Here is an 18,717-nt window from a genome sequence, read left to right as displayed (position 1 = left end):
TGGCTTCAGTGATATCGATTTCATTACGTATCAGACATAAAAAAACGGCTTAGTTAATAAGCCGTTTTTTATTGATTTCGTAAAACTTATTTCAAGATAACTTTAGCAAATTTTCGCTTACCAACCTGGAATACCGCTTCAAGACCAGCATTAAAACTGATGCGACTGTCTTCCACTTTTTCGCCATCCATTTTAACCGCACCTTGCTTGATCATCCGCATACCATCAGATGTAGAGCCAACAAGACCAGCATCTTTGAGTAAGTTAGCAATCGCTAAGCCTTCACCGGCTTCTAAAATGACTTCTTCGATGTCATCTGGAATGGCACCTTTTTGAAAGCGATCGATAAACGCTTGATGTGCAGCTTCTGCTTGGGCTTCATCATGGAAACGAGCAATAATTTCTTTGGCTAATAAAATCTTGATATCGCGAGGATTAGTGCCATTTTCAACGTCTAGTTTAAACTGGGCTAATTCAGTTAATGGACGGAATGACAATAATTCAAGATAACGCCACATCAAATCATCTGAAATCGACATGATTTTACCAAACATTTCATTAGCTGGCTCACTCACACCTATATAGTTATGGGCCGATTTAGACATTTTTTTAACGCCGTCTAAACCTTCAAGCAATGGCATCATGATAACAGTTTGTGGTTTTTGGCCTTCTGACTTTTGCAGTTCGCGACCCATAAGCAGGTTAAACTTTTGATCGGTTCCACCTAATTCAACATCGGCTTGCAATGCAACTGAATCGTAACCTTGCAATAAAGGATACATAAATTCATGAATCGCAATAGATTGACCTGATGCATAGCGCTTTTTAAAATCGTCACGCTCCATCATACGAGCAACCGTTTGCTGTGAAGCTAAACGGATCATACCCGCGGCACCTAATGGCTCTAACCAGCTAGAGTTGAATTCGATACGCGTTTTTGCTGGGTCTAAAATTTTATAAACCTGTTCTTTGTAGGTTTCTGCGTTAGCAAGCACTTGCTCACGGGTCAATGGCGGACGAGTACTGTTTTTACCGCTAGGGTCGCCGACCATACCGGTAAAGTCACCAATCAAGAAAATCACTTCGTGACCTAACTCTTGAAAAGTACGCATCTTGTTCAAAATAACCGTATGACCTAAGTGAATATCTGGAGCGGTAGGGTCTGCGCCTAACTTGATGCGTAATGGACGCCCTTCTTTCAGTTTCTCAAGCAAATCCGCTTCAAGTAATATCTCATCGGTACCGCGCTTAATCTCTGCCAATACTTGATCTAAATTCGCCATCTCTACTGCAACTCCCAGGGCTTGCACAAAAAATAAAGAGCTCTATGTTACTTGTTAGCCACAGCAAATGAAAGAGTGTACACTTAGCAGATAACAACGAGATAGAGAAATTGGTAACAGAGTCAATGGCAAAGCTTCTTACTTTATTCACATTGCTGCCAAAAGCACATCAAATCACATTATCTTTATTAGTGATTTTAACGACATTTATTCTGATGTTCCCATCGGAAGACGCTCAAGCATCTAAACAAACCCAATTGATGAGCCAATCAACTGAGCAACCCGATATAGAAATCAACAAGCGTTATGCCATTCCACTTGCCTTTCGCACGCCTAAAGCACCAAATAGTAATGATAATATTGATGCCGAAAAGTCTGATGAACTCCTATCAAAAGATGACAGCGACACTTCCATCAGCGGTGAAACGGCAGATGACGAAGCCTTTGCTCAACACCTTTCGATGTTGCAAACCAGCAGTTCTGATATTGACGGTATGATCAATGATATCGACCAGCAAGTGGCTAATCAAAAAGCCAAGTTAAAGCAAGAGGTCGCTAACGATGATAATAGCGTTGAATACTATGAAGTTGTTAAAGGCGATACATTGGGCGGCTTATTTAGCCGTGCTGGACTCAGTGCTAAAGACGTCTACGATATTACCCAATTACCGTTAGCCAAAAAGAATTTGCTCAAGATTATGCCCGGCGAAGAAATTGCCATTAGTAAAAATGCCCAAGGTGAATTACAAGAATTAACCTATCGAATGGACAAAGTGTCGACATTAGTGATCAGTCATCACAATGAGCAATACAAAGAAACCGTCAACACCAAAGAAATCGAAAATCGTACCTCATTTATTACCGCCAATATTAAAAGTAACTTTTGGAATGCTGCGGCGGATGCCGGTTTATCGGGTAATCACATTATGGAATTGGCCAATATCTTTGGCTGGGACGTCGATTTCGCGCTTGATATCCGTAAAGGTGATCATTTTTCATTATTGTTTGAACAAGAATACGCCGATGGCCAATTTTTACGTAATGGCAATATTCTCGCCGCGGAGTTTTTTAACCAAGGGGAGCGTTACACCGCCGTACGGTATACCGACGGAGAATATTATTCAGAAGATGGCAGTAGTATGCGCAAAGCATTTTTACGCTCGCCAGTAGACTTTAAATATGTCAGTTCTAACTTTAATCCTCGTCGTTTGCACCCAGTAACGGGGCAAATTAAAGCCCACCGCGGCGTAGACTATGTGGCCGCCATAGGTACACCGATTAAAGCCGCGGGTAAAGGTAAAGTGGTTGAGGCCGGTTATAACCAGTTTAATGGCAACTATGTATTCATTAAGCACAACGAAACCTACACCACTAAGTATTTGCATTTAACTAAGCGCAAAGTAAACCGTGGTGAAACGGTTAAACAAGGCCAAATAATCGGTACCTTAGGTAAAACAGGCCGAGTCACTGGCGCTCACTTACATTATGAATTCATTGTAAATGGCGTTCATCGCAATCCACGAACCATCGACTTACCTAAATCTATGCCGATTGATCGTAAAGAGAAAAATAAATTTACGGCACTCAGTAAACAATTGATGGCTCAGCTAAAATCAAATCAACAACAGCAATTGGCAAGTAATTAATAGCCTAATATTGCCATTCACAGAGAGTTACCTCATGTCTAAGCCAGAATACTTTATCGGTCTAATGTCAGGCACAAGCATGGATGGTGTTGATGCGGTGTTGGTTGATTTTTCAACTGATCATCCTATTTTAGTTGCCAGCCATACCGAAGCAATACCAGCACATTTATTAAGTGGTTTACAACGTTTATGCCAGCCTGCAACAGATGAAATAAACCGCCTCGGTCGACTCGATCGCAGCGTTGGTAAACTGTTTGCACAAGCGGTTAATCACTTATTGGCTAAAACAACTGTCACTGCCGATGAGGTTATAGCCATAGGATCACACGGACAAACTGTGCGTCATATGCCTAATTTAGAAATGGGTTTTACATTGCAAATTGGCGATCCTAATACCATTGCTATTGAAACTAATATCGATGTCATTGCTGACTTTAGACGTAAAGATATTGCCCTTGGCGGCCAAGGGGCACCGTTAGTTCCAGCATTTCACCAGCAAGTGTTTGCTCGCCAAGGTCACTCTAGAGTGATTTTAAACATAGGTGGAATTGCCAACGTAACCTATTTACCTGGTAATAGTGAGCAAGTATTAGGCTTCGATACCGGTCCGGGTAACAACCTAATCGATGCCTTTATTCAACAAAACTTGAACCTTCCTTTTGATGAGGATGGTGCTTGGGCAGACTCCGGAACCAGTAATCCTGACTTACTCAAACAGCTATTATCGCACTCTTACTTTTCGTTAGCTTACCCAAAAAGTACTGGTAGAGAGCTGTTTAATCAAGCTTGGCTTGAGCAACAAATCGCTGACTATAGTCATTTAGATCAAGAAGATATTCAATCTACCCTACTTGACCTTACCTGCCACAGTATTGCCAACGACATAAATAAACTGGCACCGACAGGTGAATTATTTGTCTGTGGTGGCGGAGCATTAAATAAAGCCTTAATGCAACGACTAGCCATATTGGTTCCCCATTATAAAGTCGCTACCACCAGCGCGTTAGGTGTGGATGCAAAATGGGTTGAAGGCATTGCCTTTGCCTGGTTAGCCATGCGTTATCACCATGATTTACCCGCTAACTTACCCGCTGTTACGGGCGCGTCACGCGCTGCTGTGCTAGGTGGGCGTTTCAAGGCGAGATAAACACACCAAAATGCGTGGTTTACTTTTGCAATTGTGGCCTCAATGTTATGATGCCCACAAATTTGCTTAATTGTTTAAAATTGAGCAAAGCCAAAACTTAAGATGAGAGTCAATATGAGCAATAAAACCAAAACTGTATCTGAACTAATGAATCTAACTCCAGAAGGTCGTTATGATTATATGGTTGATCAGATTAAAGCTGAAAAAATTATTTGGACACTTCAAGATCAAGATGGTTGTGTCATGCTGACCACTGAAGATGAAGACTGTATTCCAATGTGGCCATCTGAAGAGACTGCCGCACTATGGGCTGTTGATGAATGGAAAGACTGCGAGCCATTAGCGATCCCACTTGACGAGTTTCAAGAACGTTGGGTAAGCGGTATGGAAGATGATGACTTATTTATCGCAGTTTTCCCCGTTCAAGAAGACTTAGGTGTTGTGGTTCCTCCTTTTGAAATGAATGAGCGAATTTTGCCAAAGAAACAACAAAAGCATTAATTGTAATGACCGATACCAACTCTGAAACCAACCACGCAGACCAGGCTCACAGCGTTGCAAAGCCACATTTACCAAAACGGCTAATTGGCTTGATGATCGTTTATACCTTGTCGGCCATCAGCGGGCTATATGCTGCCAACTCCTTGTCTGAGTTAAGTGCAATGCTATGCATATTAACCTTAATGATGGTGCTCGCAATAATCGGCCGCCAAAAAGCAGGCTTATATCTTCTGCGGGTGTATTGCGTACTGCAACTTTTGTTATATAGCGTACTGCCAATCATTATGTATGACCCCGACAATTTAGTTGCCGGTCCAACCACGTTTGATTTTGGTTTGTTTCAAACCGTTGTTGCTGATTGGGTTATCTACTCTGTGCTTATTGCGCTGGGGATCATTCAAGTGTGGATTAGCTTTAATGCAAAAGTGAAGGCGTGGTTTAAACCGCGGATGAATTTTAATATTATGAGCAGTTAGTTTTGGGTGTATCGGTACACTATAGACATCAAAAAAGCCGTCGAAAGACGGCTTTTTGTTAGCTATTCGATTACATGTCCCCAGACAGGTTAATCACTGTAATAACGCGCATTACACCGAGAAACTCGCTCCGCAGCCACATGTTGTGGTCGCATTAGGATTTTTAACAAAAAATCGTGAACCTTCAAGACCCGATGTATAATCGACTTCACCACCAACAAGGTACTGAAGACTCATTGGATCAACAACCAATTGCACACCTTGTTTCTCAATGGTGAAATCACCTTCGTTGACTTTCTCATCGAATGTAAAGCCATACTGAAAACCAGAGCAACCACCACCTGTTACATACACACGCAGTTTTAATTCAGGATTCTGTTCTTCTTCTAACAGACCTTTTACTTTTATCGCCGCCGCATCGGTAAATTGGATCGGCATTGCTGTATCAACTTGTTCAGTCATTACTACCTCTTACTTCGGTTTCTGCGGAGAATTATCCTTTACCTGACTATTTTGTTCAAGTATTACCCGCAGTTCTTTTTCACCCATCAACAGCTCTGGTACATTATAGACTTGCTCAATCTCGCCACCTTTGACACCACGACGAGCAGCCACCTTCACTTTGACCATGATTCGTTGAAGATTAAATCCCACTGGAAGTTCAAAATTGTTATCTATAATTTGAAAATAATTAAATTCAAAATCCAGTTTTTTATTGATTAATTTGCTCAAAGACAGCTCAGCTGGCTGATCATTTTGTGTACCTAGCAACAATACCGTCGAACTCGTCTTCACTTTAACTTGGTGTTTTTGCAACTGAGTGAGAATTAATCGCAATTGATATTGACCAGTCGTCACACCCTGGGCTAATTCCACCCCATGAATAGACACGCCTTCAACACCAGAATCAGTCACCATTATACTGCGATAAAACGCTAATTCTTTCTCTAACGCTTTTTGATCTGATAGTTGTTGGCTAAACATATCTTGCATTTCTTTATTGGCATTTTCAGCAATGCTTAATGCTAAATTACGACTGGCAAGCACTTGTGCCTGTTCCTCCAGTTGTTGTAACAATTTACGCTTGCCACTGGCACTATTCGGCGTAGCCTCTGGTGCAAATGAAAGCCATAAATTAAAACTTATTGCTCCCAATAAAAAACACACTAACATTAAACCAATCAAGTATATGCTTGATGTCCTATTTTTACGTTCTAAAACTTGCAGTCTATCTAACCAACGGTGATAATTTAACATTAAGTTACAACCTTTTAATAAAATACAGTATGCTTGGCGAAGCATATTTTTCTTGGGTTTATTTTTGTGCCCTAGTTAACGTTTTGTGCAAATCATACCCGTATTACGCAAGGTTATAATGCTAATATTTAGCGAGCCCAATGACCCTTTTTAGCCTATTAACTGTGTTAAATCAGATATGCAGCCAGCATGTATTAAGCGGTTAGTCCTATTGATGGAGAGTAATAACATGACACTAGCGCGTTATCAAACGATCAATAAACAGCTGCACAAAACACCCTTAACATATCAACAGGCCTTAGAGTCAAACCGTGCGATTTAAGATAAATAAAGCCGCTATTATTCACGCCAAAAGAACGACGCGCAAATATCTACGTAACGAATTTAGAGATAAGTTATCTCAGGCTAAAATTAGTGTGCAACTTTGTGCACTGGCGCTGCTGTTTGCCATCATAGCTTCTGTGGTGATTATCTTATTCCGTTTAAGCTTAGTGTGGGCAGATCAATACCTGCATTCAGATAGCTTAACCTTAAGCTCAACCTTAACTAATTGGCGATCTTACTTACCGATAATCGGCGCATTACTCATTTGGCTACTGTCTTTATTGGGCTCAAAACGCTATCGGCGCATGGGGATTGCCTATGTACTTCACCGATTCAAATTACATTACGGTAAGGTACCGCTTCAATCTGCTGCTGGACAGTTTTTTCAAGCATTAATCGCCCTAATGGCTAATTTTTCTGTCGGTAAAGAAGGCCCTGCAATTCACTTGGGTGCGGTAAGTGCCAGTGTTATGGCCGAGAAGTTTTCATTACCAGACAATAGCGTGCGCATTATGTGTGCCAGTGGTATTGCCGCCGGCATTGCTGCAACCTTCAATGCACCGCTTGCTGCGGTATTATTTGTATTTGAAGTGATTGTGCGCGAATACAAAATCCATTATTTCTTCCCAATCATGCTTTCAGCCATTTGCGGCGCGGTATCCAGTCAATTGGTGTTTGGTAATATTCATGAATATGAATTGATTAATGTCATTCATATTCCACTGGATCAATATCCTATTTTGCTGATTGGCGGCCTTGCTTTAGGCTGTGTCGCTGCGTTGTTTAACTATTCACTGCTAAAAGTAACCGCGACAGGTCAGCAATGGCCGTTAATTTATCGGCTGCTTATTGCAGGTGTGATTACTTCGTTTGTGGCGCTGTTGCTGCCACAAGCTTTAGGTTCTGGTGATCTGGCAATTAAAGAAGCCATTAGTGAGCATCCTAGTTTACTGTTTTTAATTGCACTGTTGTTGGCAAAAATCTTGGCCACCATCGCCGCTATTGGCTTTGGTGTCCCCGGCGGATTAATTGGTCCACTCTATGGTATTGGCGCATTAGTTGGGGCTATCTTAGCCTTAGTCAGCAGTTTACTGTTTCCATCCATCGCACCTTATGTGGGTTTATATACTGTCATTGGCATGACAGCAATGATGGGGGTTTGTCTGAGTGCCCCTCTAGCTGCATTAGTTGCGCTGCTTGAATTAACCAACGATGCGTCGATTATCTTACCGGCGATGTTTGTCACCATTCCAGCATTTTTAGTGGCATACCAGGGATTTAATACTCATTCTATCCTACTAAAACAACTGGATATTATGGGCTTAGGCTATAAGGTTGCCCCACTGAATCAAGGGTTACAAAAGAAAGGCGTTAGAGTACTGATGGATAAACGCTTCGTGATTGTTAACGATGATGACGAACTACTGCTTGAAGTACTTAAACGCGCTGCTGGCCGCCCAGTATTAGTTAGAAATGCTGAAGGCGAAATTGAAATGTTGCGACTTGAAATGCAATCCTTTGAAGATTCAACCACCCTATCGCGTCATCTCATGCCCGGATTACCTGACAGCGCCACCTTAAATGAGGCTTATGAAGCACTGCTACCAAAACGATCTGGCGAAGTGTATATCTATCGTGATAACACGCAAAAAGTTGTTGGGGTGATCAGTTGGGCGAATTTATTGCAAGAAATTCGCTCAGGGCAAATTTAATCCAACCTCTTTGAGCTCATTGATCCTCAATAGTGTGACAAAGTGCTGCTTAATCCTCACTTGTCGCTCCATATGAGGCGCTTGAGCAAATTGCAGCTTCAGATGTTATCTCAGTGGTTCTAAGGCTAATTCGCTGCAGCACGAGCAAATAAAATAAGTCTTTCAAACACGATTAAGTTAACGGCCAAAATCATGACAATGTTCTTGATAACAGCAAGTGAATCTCTGTGTTAAGCACGGTTATTATATTTATCTGGCGGTTATTTTCTGCTACAATTTTGCCTCAGCCACCCTAGACATAATCTCTATAACACCCTATATAATAATACGGTAAAATAGCATGCTGTTCTGGTGAATATTTTGCCCCTAAACTTTGGAAATTAGGCTGATGACGCAGTTCGAAGGTTCACATATCCTTTCAGTAAGCCAGTTAGATCTGGATTCAATTAACACTATTTTCAACGTCGCGAATAAAATGACACCTTATGCTTTGCGTGAAAAACGCACCAAAGTATTAGAAGGTGCCATTTTAGGCAATCTGTTTTTTGAACCCAGCACCCGAACTCGTGTCAGCTTTGGCTGTGCCTTCAATTTACTTGGCGGACATGTTCGAGAAACCACAGGAATGGCATCATCGTCATTATCTAAAGGCGAATCACTTTACGATACGGCTAGAGTACTCTCTACTTATTCGGATGTGATTGCCATGCGTCATCCAGACGCATACTCAGTTAAAGAATTTGCCGAAGGCAGTCGCGTACCTGTAATTAACGGTGGCGACGGACCGAATGAACACCCTACTCAAGCCTTACTCGATTTATTTACCATCAAGAAAGAGTTAAGCCACTCAGGTATGGGCATAGACGGTATGCATATCGCCATGGTAGGTGATTTAAAATATGGTCGTACTGTGCATTCACTATCACGCTTACTATGCATGCATAAAGATATTAAATTCACCTTGATATCGCCAACTGAACTATCAATGCCTGACTATGTGATCGCCGACATTGAAAATGCTGGCCATAAGATCACAATAACCGAGCAACTTGAAGGCAATTTGCATCATGCAGATATTTTATATCTGACACGCATTCAAGAAGAGCGCTTCCCATCACAGGAAGAGGCCAATAAATACCGAGGTAAGTTTCGCTTAAATCACAATATTTATACGCAACACTGCAAGTCAAATACCGTGATTATGCATCCATTACCTCGTGATTCACGCGCGCAAGCAAATGAACTCGACAATGATTTAAACAGCCACCCAAGTTTGGCTATTTTTAGACAAGCCGATAACGGCTTACTTATACGTATGGCACTTTTTGCATTAACACTTGGGGTTGAAGACCAACTCGAAAAGTATGAGTGCCCAGTAAACTGGTATTCACGTAAAGCCGATAGATAATTGGCACACAATATTAAGGATTAGAACATGACCCGTTCCGAGGTTTTATTTGAACAGGCTAAAAAGACCATCCCTGGCGGCGTTAACTCGCCTGTACGAGCTTTTAATGGTGTAGGTGGTTCACCTTTGTTCATTGAAAAAGCTGATGGTGCTTATATTTTTGATGCCGATGGTAAAAAGTATATCGACTATGTTGGTTCATGGGGACCGATGATTTTAGGTCATAACCACCCTAAAATTCGCCAAGCAGTGTTAGATGCCGTTGAAAATGGCTTGTCGTTTGGTGCACCAACGGAACTTGAAGTTAAAATGGCTGAAAAAGTCATATCAATGGTGCCATCAATAGAACAAGTTAGAATGGTCAGTTCAGGTACTGAAGCCACTATGAGTGCGATTCGTTTAGCACGTGGTTTTACTAACCGTGACAATATCTTAAAATTTGAAGGTTGCTACCATGGCCATGCTGACTGCTTATTAGTTAAAGCAGGTTCTGGCGCGTTAACCCTAGGGCAACCAAGCTCACCTGGTATTCCAGAAGATTTTGCTAAGCACACGTTAACAGCAACCTATAACGATCTTGATTCTGTGCGTGCTATCTTCGAACAAAATCCAACCAGTATCGCCTGTATCATCCTTGAGCCCGTTGCGGGCAACATGAACTGTATTCCACCTGTCGAAGGCTTTTTACAAGGCTTACGTGCCATGTGTGATGAGTTTGGTGCACTATTAATCATTGATGAAGTGATGACAGGTTTCCGCGTATCTATGAGTGGCGCACAAGGTCACTACAAGGTAACACCTGACTTAACCACACTTGGCAAAGTTATTGGCGGCGGCATGCCTGTAGGCGCATTTGGTGGCCGTAAAGATATCATGCAGTTTATTGCACCAACTGGCCCTGTCTATCAAGCCGGTACCTTATCTGGTAACCCAATTGCGATGTCTGCTGGTTTAGCCCAAATGGATGCATTGTGTGAACCCGGTTTATACGAAGCACTTGCAGATAAAACGAAACGCGTTGCAGAAGGTTTTAAAGCCGCTGCAGACAAACACGGTATTCCATTAAATATTACTTATGTGGGTGGTATGTTTGGTTTCTTCTTTACTGAAGATAACACGCCAATGACCTCATTTGCCCAAGTCACAAAATGCAACATGGAACACTTCCGTCATTTCTATCATGCCATGTTAGATGAAGGTATTTATTTAGCGCCAAGTGCTTATGAAGCGGGCTTCATGTCAATGGCTCACGGCGATGCTGAAATTGAATATACTCTGGCCGCTGTTGATCGTATTTTTGCTGCAATGAAATAAATCAACAGACAGCTCAAGCTAAGCAGTCTTTTGGTAACAATAAAGAGGATAAATAACCACGTTATTTATCCTCTTTTCATTTGTGTTAACAAACTCCAATTTCTTTTCACTGTATTGCTTTTTTATACGCTACTTTGGTCGATTATTGACAAAATAACTGTGATCTCAGTTGCGAAATCCCTCGTTGTGTGATGTGATCGCCCCGCCAAACGGAAAGCTTAATTAAACCTTAACGCTAGGGCCAAATTAGGTTAGCAAAAATTCATGGTAATGATGTTGATTACCTACAACACAAAGTTGGAATTGCAGTCATGCTACATACTTTTCTTATCTCACTTGCGGTACTTGCATTGCTCAGTATCGTGTTCGAAGAAGTTACCCATATAAATAAAGCAAAAACCACCCTATTCCTTGGCTGTATAGCTTGGATTACCTTGTTCATAGCTTCTGGTAGCCCAGAAAAAAGTAAAATCGTGGGCGAAAACCTCAACGAAAACTTATTAGAAATTGCTACCTTATGGTTATTTTTAATGTCGACCATGACTTTTGTCGCCTATCTTAATGCTAAAGGCATGATCCAAGTATTGGTTCAAAAAATATTTCCGCAGCAAGTCTCTGTGCGAATGTTGATGATGCAAGTCGGGTTATTCTCATTAGTACTGTCGACTTTTTGTGACAACGTCACTGCCACTCTGGTGTCATTAGGTTTACTAACAACCTTTAATTTAGATAAGCAAATGCGCCGCCGTATGGCAGTGTTAATTATCTTTGCGGTAAACTCTGGTGGGGTGGCATTAATCACGGGTGATGTGACTACCTTGATGATTTTCCTCGCCGGTAAAGTGCATATCTCAGAATTGTTAATCTTGTTTATTCCAGCAGGAATTAGCGTCATGGTCCTAGCAGTATTGTTTTCACTTAAAGCCGAAGGACATGTAAGCACCACGCCTATCGAGCAAAATTACAATACGGTTGATATTGTCATCGGAGTCATTTTCTTTACTACCATAGTATTAACCATGGTACTTAACGTGCTGTTTGGTATTCCGCCGGTATTAACCTTTTTATTCGGCTTATCGGTGATGTTCTTAGTGGGCCGCACCAATAAAAGTAAAAGTGAAGAAGTTCAAGTATTAGAATATATTCGTCAGGTTGAATTCGATACTCTATTGTTCTTCTTAGGTATCTTGTTACTCGTTGGCATGCTCAAAGAAATTGGCACTTTACATTTATTAACCGAAGTTTACGGCATGTATAACCCTAGTATTTCTAACTTTTTCACTGGCGTGGGTTCTGCCCTGTTAGATAACGTGCCATTAACCGCAGCGTTATTAAAAGCCGATCCGGTTCTAACAACAGCACAATGGTTAGGACTGACTTACTCTGTTGGTGTCGGTGGATCGTTATTAATCATAGGTTCTGCATCAGGCATCATTGCCATGAGTAAAGTGGAAGAGCTCACATTTGTCAGCTACTTAAAATACGTACCAGCATTACTATTATGTTATTGCATCGGTTATGGATTAACCTTGTTTTTAGCCAATAACATTCATGGCTAATATGGCGAGTTAATTAAACCAATAACACTAAGGCGCAATAAGCGCCTTAGTGTTATTTATCGATTGAGGCTAACGAATGACATAACGAAGTTGCGATAGGTTTGTTAAGGTAAGTATGGTAAACCGAGATTGAAATACTTGTGCTAAAGCAGCATCTAAATAGCCGGCACTCTAAATTGTTCACCGTTAATTTCTAACACTATATCCCTAGGCCTTATCTCAACAATGGTAAGCTTGTTCTGAATCATATCGCCCTGCTGTAACTCAACACCATCGACATTTAGCCAACGATTGTTTGGTTCAGATGAATATACATGGGCATTAATATTAAACTCAGGCACTTGTAACTGTACGCTAGCAGGTAAATCACCATATTTAGGAATTTGTAGATTGGTAGGTCGAGGAATAGGATCGAGCTTTTCCTGCGTCACTTGCTGATTAGCAGACTGCTCATATTCAACATCTTTTAGCGCGGTTTGAAATGCGGCTAACAAGTTATTGCGCTCATCAATTGAGGGCTCTTTTACCGAAGCAAAATCGACCTCTTCAGCCGCAGCATTAACTTGCAGCCTTAATGATTCTAGTTCAGCTTGCCCACGTCGATTAGCATTGGCGCCTAATATAATCGGTTCGGCATTATCGGTCAGATTAGAAGACCCACTGCGTCCCGACACTTGATGGGGTTGATCGTCAGTTTGTTGAGCCATTGCCTGAGCATCGTCATTACGACCCCAATCCTGATTACGCGCCTCAACATCTGATGCCGATTGATAACCTGACTCCATAGGTTCAGCAGCAGTGTTCTCAACATTACGCTGCAAAGTACCCAAGGATTGATAACTATTTTGAGCAAGAGGTTGCGCAATCGGCAAAGCCACTTTACCGGCTAATCGCACTCCATCATGGCCTTGATCTATGGCACTCTGATTGCCGCGTGGCAGCTCACGAGATCCATTAGCAGCTACCGCATCAGCAGATAGGGTTGATTGGGCTACAGCCACGGTATCAGCCACGGCTAACTGTGCATTGTAACGCTCAACGGGTAAGGCAACAGTTTGCACACTAGGCACTGCAGGATGTAGCAACAAACTCATGCTCCAAGCCGCACCAACACCAAACGCAATAGATAACGCAAGCAGAGTGAATTTTCGGGTGTTGGCTGATATTTTCGGCGGCGGAGAATAATTGGCTCTGGGCGTTAAAATAACATCAACAATATTTTCTTGTTGCTGCTTTTTACGGTTAACAGCATCTAATAGAATTGACATTAACTGCGCTCCGAAGATGCACTCAAACGCGGGCCTTGCTGGCTTAAATATAAGTTCAGTTGTACTAAGGTTTGATTGCCAGCAATACCATCAGGCTTTAGGCCATGCTGACGCTGAAATTGCATTAATTGCTGTTCTAATTCACCATCGAATTGCGTCAGTAAGCGTGCTCGGCGTTTATTGACTAACGCTAAGCTATTTTCTAACCACTGTACTTGCGCCAAACTCGAAGACTGACCGATTTCACGGGGTAATACACCGTCTGGTTGCCATAGAATTTCGAAGGTACCGCTAAAATGACGATCAAACCAATCTTTGTTGACCCAGAATTGTTGCTCGCCCAATTGCAATAAAATTTGCTCCACTTGGCGCTCTACAATCACCCCATAAAACACATTTGCCTGAGCATCTTGCAAATACACCACAGCAGGATAATTTAACCGCATAATACTGTACCAATTACCTTGTTGCTGGTAACAGGCTAAATCTTGTTGCTGCGCAGCCTGGCAGGCAGATAAACCAATGATAGGCTGTTTATTCCATAAACCAAATAACCCGGCAAAAGCATTATCAATGCTACTGCTTTGTAACATAGCTTGACGCAAAATCTGTTGCTGCGCGTTAACAACTGGCGGGCTGGTTTGTAGTTGCGATGTCGATGCTGTAATAGATTGATTTGTGGCACTAGGAATAGTGGCTAACGCTGGCGGATTAACAGACTGCTGCGTTTGATTGCTAGCTAATGCTGTATTGGAGTTAAGGCTATCGTCATTAGCCGAGCGATTAAACAGATAAAACGACAAACCAAATGCCAATACCAGCGCGGTTGCAGCAACAAATGGCCAACGCTTATCGCTAGGAGCATCAATATCACCTAACACTTCAACGGCGGCTTGATTAACCATCTTGTGATCAATCGGCACCTTAGCTTGACCATAACCAGCCATTAGCGCTCGTTCACATAATAAGTTAGTCAAGCGTGGAATACCGCCAGAGTGCTTATGTAACGCGGCTATCGCTTTACGGGTAAATAAAGGCTCGTGCCGACCCGCTACTTGTAAACGGTGCAGAACATATAAGCCAATTTCATCTTTATTCAATGGTAATAGATGGTAACGAGCGGTGATCCGCTGTGCTAACTGGCGAAGATCTTGGCGTTTTAACAGTTGCTGTAACTCTGGTTGGCCAATCAAAATGACCTGCAACAGTTTTTTGGTATTGGTTTCAAGGTTAGTCAGCAAACGCAACTGCTCTAACACCTCAGAACGCAAATGCTGCGCCTCATCAATAATCAGTACGGTATTACGGGCATTTTTATGATTAGTGAGTAAGTAAGTACTGATGAGATCGGTCAGCTGTTTTAAGGTCGGATTTTCGCCATACTTAATTTCCAACTCATCACACAATGTCGCCAAAAGCTCTAACTCGGTAAGTGATGGATTAAGAATAAATGCCGTATCTGTATTTTCCGGTATTTGTTGTAATAAACAACGTGAAACGGTAGTTTTCCCGGTACCAACTTCCCCCGTCAACAATACAAATCCACCTGTTTCACCTAACCCGTAAGTTAAGTGTGCCAGCGCTTCGCGATGACGATCGCTCAAGAACATATAATGAGGGTTAGGCGCAATTGAGAATGGATTATCGTTTAATCCATAGAAGGCTTTATACATTCGACCAAAAATCCTTATTTGAAACTGACGGCTCACGTTAATGCTTGTGCAACAGCTTGTCAAAAGTTAGCCGTAAAAATCTAACTCTGATAAGATTTAAGCAACTTATTATTACACGTTGTGGTACGCCATGAAGATTTATTTAGTCGGCGGGGCCGTGCGCGATACACTTCTTAAACAAACTGTTGTCGACAAAGACTATGTGGTCGTTGGCAGCAGTATTGACGAAATGTTGGCTCAAGGCTATCAGCAAGTCGGAAAGGACTTTCCGGTTTTCTTACACCCAAAAACTCAACAAGAATATGCACTGGCGAGAACAGAGCGTAAAACAGGTAATGGTTACCAAGGGTTCAGCTGCGATGCTAATAAAGATGTCACTCTTGCTGATGACTTACTGCGCCGCGATTTAACCATTAATGCCATTGCACAAGATAGTGAAGGTAAACTCTATGATCCCTACCATGGCATTGATGATATCCACGCCAAAGTACTGCGCCATGTATCCGACGCCTTTATTGAAGATCCCTTGCGCGTATTGCGAGTGGCCCGATTTGCGGCTCGATTTCATCACTTAGGTTTTACCATTGCAGCTGAAACCTTACAGTTGATGACCGATATCGCCAATAGTGGAGAATTAGAGCACCTCACGCCAGAACGCGTATGGCAGGAATGCGATAAAGCATTAAGCAGCCAAAGTCCGCAAATATTTTTCGCCGTTTTAAAGCAATGCCAAGCATTAACTGTGTTATTTCCAGAAATTGATGCGTTATTTGGCGTCCCCCAACCAGCAAAGTGGCACCCAGAAATAGACACTGGCGTCCATACGCTGATGGTTCTGGAGCAAACCAGCCTACTAAGCAGTAATAAAGCGGTCCGCTTTGCAGCATTAGTACATGATGTGGGCAAGGGGTTAACCCCAAAACAAGAGTGGCCGAAACATCATGGTCACGGCCAAAAAGGCTTAAGCATCATTAAAGCACTTTGCCAACGAATACGCGTGCCTAATGAATACCGTGATTTAGCCTTATTGGTCAGCGATCAACATCAGAATATTCATAATGCTTTTGAACTGAGGGCTGAAACCATCGTTAAACTGTTTGATAAAGGTGATTTCTGGCGTAAACCACAACGGTTAACAGAGCTTTTATTATGTTGTCATGGCGACATAAGAGGACGAACTGGATTTGAACAAGCAAGCTATCCGCAAGCTGAGTTTTTACAACATTGCTATGAGTTGGCCAGCAACGTAGATGTGCAATCAATTATTCGCGCGGGTTACCAAGGATCGCAAATTAAAAGTCAACTTCAACTAACGCGCTCAGAAACTGTTAATAGTTATATAAAACAAAGAATTGAACCTTAATGGTTACATCAGTAACCGCCTATTTAGGTTTTTATGTAAAAAAGCGGAAAAATGCAATTTTTAGCGGAGAATAAGCAATAAATCACTAAGATTTATATAAAATCGATAAATAATGATGCTTTTTGCCCAGCCAGCTTGCAATTTTCTTTTATTTCGCTATTTTAATTAAACAATGTTAAGTTTGCCTATAGCAAATTAAAAAATCTGTGACATAATTACGCCGTTGCAAAGGCACATGCCGTTGCACTATTTAACAACCTATATATTAAGGGATTTACCCATGAACAAGAAAGTACTGATGATTGCTGGTGTTGCGATGACTGCTTTATTAGGTGGTTGTGCTAACACTACTGCTTTAGAAGAAAGCGTAGCAAACCTAGGTAACAAAGTTGATCAACTATCAGCAGAAGTTGGTTCTTTAAAGTCTGAGCAAAGCAAGCTATCTGCCGATGTTAAAGGCGCTAAAGCTGCTTCTATGGACGCACAAGCCGAAGCTAAACGTGCTAATGACCGTTTAGACAACATGGCTTCTTCTTACAAAAAGTAAGAACTGCTATTAAAAATTAGCTTATTTAATAGGTTGATTATTAGGGCTTGATTGTTGATTCCACTACTTTGTAGTATTTCAACATCAAGCCTTAATTATTTGTGCTTATTTAAAATGAGGTATCAAGCGGTTTCAATCGAAAAATCTAAACACCTACGTCTTCTCGACAGCAATTTTTTTACGATTTAATCTATACAGCCTTCAACCATTTAGCCTTTGAGAGCAATCTATTCCAAACCCTCGCATTAGCACTTATAGCGCCTAACCACTAAGCGCCCTAGCCCTTTAACGCTCTCAGCGCATGGTTGTCATTATCGCTTATCAGCCTTCTCGCTCGTTACCTTTTCGATCATTTATAAACGTTTTTTTAGGACTATAATTTGCCAATTAAACTCTAAATCGGCAATCGCAGTCGATTTCACTTGATGCTTTAGCTGATCATTTGCACGCCATCCAAAGACCGACATATCAAGTAATGTTAATGCCTGCTCACCAGTAACAGATTGAACGAATACGACTTGTTGCTGCGATTCAATTTCAACATCGTTGGGTAAATTGAGTTGAAGCGGCTTCTCAACTAAGTCGGGATAAACTTGTTGTTTTATCTGCCATAAATGGCGAACACCCGGCTGTAAAAGCACAATACGTCCATCATCTTTTAAAATTCGAATGCACTCTTTACCTTTTAGAGGTGAATCAAGTACTGTGACAATGTCGATTGATTGCGCTTCAAAGGGTAATTTTTTTAATGCTAACAATAATAAATTAGCTGGTGTTTCAGCTTTAGCTGCTGCGAAAATAGCATTTTCGGCATCGGTAATTCCCCAATGCTCACATGACACATTTGCTTCAGCTACAGCTGGAACAAGCTGACGTAAATAGAAGCCATCAGCACACTGGTAATCGATATGCTGTAATTGGGTTTCGCCACGTGAGGTACACAAATCCAACAACACGGTTTGGAGTTGCTTAATTAGCGGTGCAAACAAACCTGACTCTAATAAAAAATGTCGTCCGCGCATTTGCTGGCGAGACTCCACTTGTGGCTTAGACTTAGCCTTAGTGTTGCTCAGTAGTGGCCAATAGCCATTAGGATGCTTATCAAAATGATGTTTATTGTCGCAATAAAATCCCGATGAAGCTTGATGTTGCTTGAGTGGAGCAGAACACACTGGACATAATAAAGATAACGTCATAATTACACTGATAGTTAATTAAAAGAGCATAAAACAAAACGGG

General features: G+C 41.7%; 16 protein-coding genes. 10 read left to right on the top strand and 6 right to left on the bottom strand.

All coding sequences use genetic code 11. The features are described 5' to 3' along the window. Positions 1–86 precede the first annotated feature (86 nt). Complete coding sequence (tyrS, locus tag H5114_RS06745) at positions 87–1,283, bottom strand: tyrosine--tRNA ligase (RefSeq protein ID WP_124017073.1); 1,197 nt, start codon at positions 1,281–1,283, stop codon at positions 87–89. 125 nt (positions 1,284–1,408) lie between these two features. On the opposite strand from tyrS, the gene H5114_RS06740 reads away from it, so the two are divergent. From H5114_RS06740 to H5114_RS06725, 4 genes are all read left to right on the top strand, one after another. Then, complete coding sequence (locus tag H5114_RS06740; RefSeq protein ID WP_182722514.1) at positions 1,409–2,929, top strand: peptidoglycan DD-metalloendopeptidase family protein; 1,521 nt, start codon at positions 1,409–1,411, stop codon at positions 2,927–2,929. 34 nt (positions 2,930–2,963) lie between these two features. Beyond that, positions 2,964–4,076: an anhydro-N-acetylmuramic acid kinase gene (locus H5114_RS06735; protein WP_182722513.1), complete on the top strand. Its 1,113-nt coding sequence runs from the start codon at positions 2,964–2,966 to the stop codon at positions 4,074–4,076. A gap of 114 nt (positions 4,077–4,190) precedes the next feature. After that, positions 4,191–4,577 carry a DUF2750 domain-containing protein gene (locus H5114_RS06730; protein WP_165870124.1) on the top strand — a complete coding sequence of 129 codons (387 nt, stop codon included), beginning with the start codon at positions 4,191–4,193 and terminating at the stop codon, positions 4,575–4,577. A 5-nt stretch (positions 4,578–4,582) separates the two neighbouring features. Beyond that, positions 4,583–5,053, top strand: coding sequence for a hypothetical protein (locus H5114_RS06725; protein WP_124017069.1), 471 nt, complete (start codon positions 4,583–4,585; stop codon positions 5,051–5,053). Between the two features lie 111 nt (positions 5,054–5,164). On the opposite strand, the gene erpA is transcribed toward H5114_RS06725, so the two are convergent. Both erpA and H5114_RS06715 read right to left on the bottom strand, forming a co-directional pair. Beyond that, on the bottom strand, positions 5,165–5,515 hold the full coding sequence (gene erpA, locus H5114_RS06720; RefSeq protein ID WP_124017068.1) for an iron-sulfur cluster insertion protein ErpA: 351 nt from the start codon (positions 5,513–5,515) through the stop codon (positions 5,165–5,167). Between the two features lie 9 nt (positions 5,516–5,524). Further along, complete coding sequence (locus H5114_RS06715; protein ID WP_182722512.1) at positions 5,525–6,310, bottom strand: DUF6776 family protein; 786 nt, start codon at positions 6,308–6,310, stop codon at positions 5,525–5,527. 311 nt (positions 6,311–6,621) lie between these two features. Between H5114_RS06715 and H5114_RS06710 the strand changes: the two genes are divergently transcribed. The 4 genes from H5114_RS06710 (at position 6,622) to nhaD (ending at position 12,627) form a co-directional block, all read left to right on the top strand. Then, complete coding sequence (locus H5114_RS06710) at positions 6,622–8,346, top strand: chloride channel protein (protein WP_124017066.1); 1,725 nt, start codon at positions 6,622–6,624, stop codon at positions 8,344–8,346. A gap of 388 nt (positions 8,347–8,734) precedes the next feature. Further along, a complete protein-coding gene (locus H5114_RS06705) occupies positions 8,735–9,754 on the top strand; it encodes an aspartate carbamoyltransferase (RefSeq protein ID WP_182722511.1) in 1,020 nt (339 codons plus the stop codon). A 27-nt stretch (positions 9,755–9,781) separates the two neighbouring features. Further along, complete coding sequence (gene hemL, locus H5114_RS06700) at positions 9,782–11,068, top strand: glutamate-1-semialdehyde 2,1-aminomutase (RefSeq protein WP_182698309.1); 1,287 nt, start codon at positions 9,782–9,784, stop codon at positions 11,066–11,068. Between the two features lie 311 nt (positions 11,069–11,379). After that, positions 11,380–12,627 (top strand): sodium:proton antiporter NhaD, encoded by a 1,248-nt coding sequence (gene nhaD / locus H5114_RS06695; RefSeq protein WP_124017063.1) that lies wholly within the window; start codon positions 11,380–11,382, stop codon positions 12,625–12,627. Positions 12,628–12,782: 155 nt separating this feature from the next. On the opposite strand, the gene H5114_RS06690 is transcribed toward nhaD, so the two are convergent. Beyond that, positions 12,783–13,895 (bottom strand): general secretion pathway protein GspB, encoded by a 1,113-nt coding sequence (locus H5114_RS06690; protein WP_182722510.1) that lies wholly within the window; start codon positions 13,893–13,895, stop codon positions 12,783–12,785. Further along, positions 13,895–15,568: an ExeA family protein gene (locus H5114_RS06685; RefSeq protein WP_182698307.1), complete on the bottom strand. Its 1,674-nt coding sequence runs from the start codon at positions 15,566–15,568 to the stop codon at positions 13,895–13,897. Before H5114_RS06685 ends, H5114_RS06690 begins: the two co-directional genes overlap by 1 nt. Positions 15,569–15,698: 130 nt before the next feature. On the opposite strand from H5114_RS06685, the gene H5114_RS06680 reads away from it, so the two are divergent. Together H5114_RS06680 and H5114_RS06675 are read left to right on the top strand one after the other, a co-directional pair. Then, the gene (locus H5114_RS06680; RefSeq protein ID WP_182722509.1) at positions 15,699–16,931 is read left to right on the top strand and encodes a multifunctional CCA addition/repair protein; all 1,233 of its coding nucleotides are present in this window, start codon (positions 15,699–15,701) and stop codon (positions 16,929–16,931) included. A gap of 280 nt (positions 16,932–17,211) precedes the next feature. Continuing rightward, positions 17,212–17,478, top strand: a complete 267-nt coding sequence (locus tag H5114_RS06675) for an Lpp/OprI family alanine-zipper lipoprotein (protein ID WP_124017059.1) — start codon at positions 17,212–17,214, stop codon at positions 17,476–17,478. Positions 17,479–17,831: 353 nt separating this feature from the next. Here the strand turns inward: H5114_RS06675 and H5114_RS06670 are convergent, their stop codons facing one another. Then, positions 17,832–18,674: a putative RNA methyltransferase gene (locus H5114_RS06670; RefSeq protein ID WP_182722508.1), complete on the bottom strand. Its 843-nt coding sequence runs from the start codon at positions 18,672–18,674 to the stop codon at positions 17,832–17,834. Positions 18,675–18,717 lie beyond the last annotated feature (43 nt).

Origin of the sequence: Shewanella sp. SR43-8 (genome assembly GCF_014163775.1) — a bacterium.
Taxonomy (GTDB): Bacteria; Pseudomonadota; Gammaproteobacteria; order Enterobacterales; family Shewanellaceae; genus Shewanella; species Shewanella vesiculosa.
This window is presented reverse-complemented; position numbering and strand designations above follow the sequence as displayed.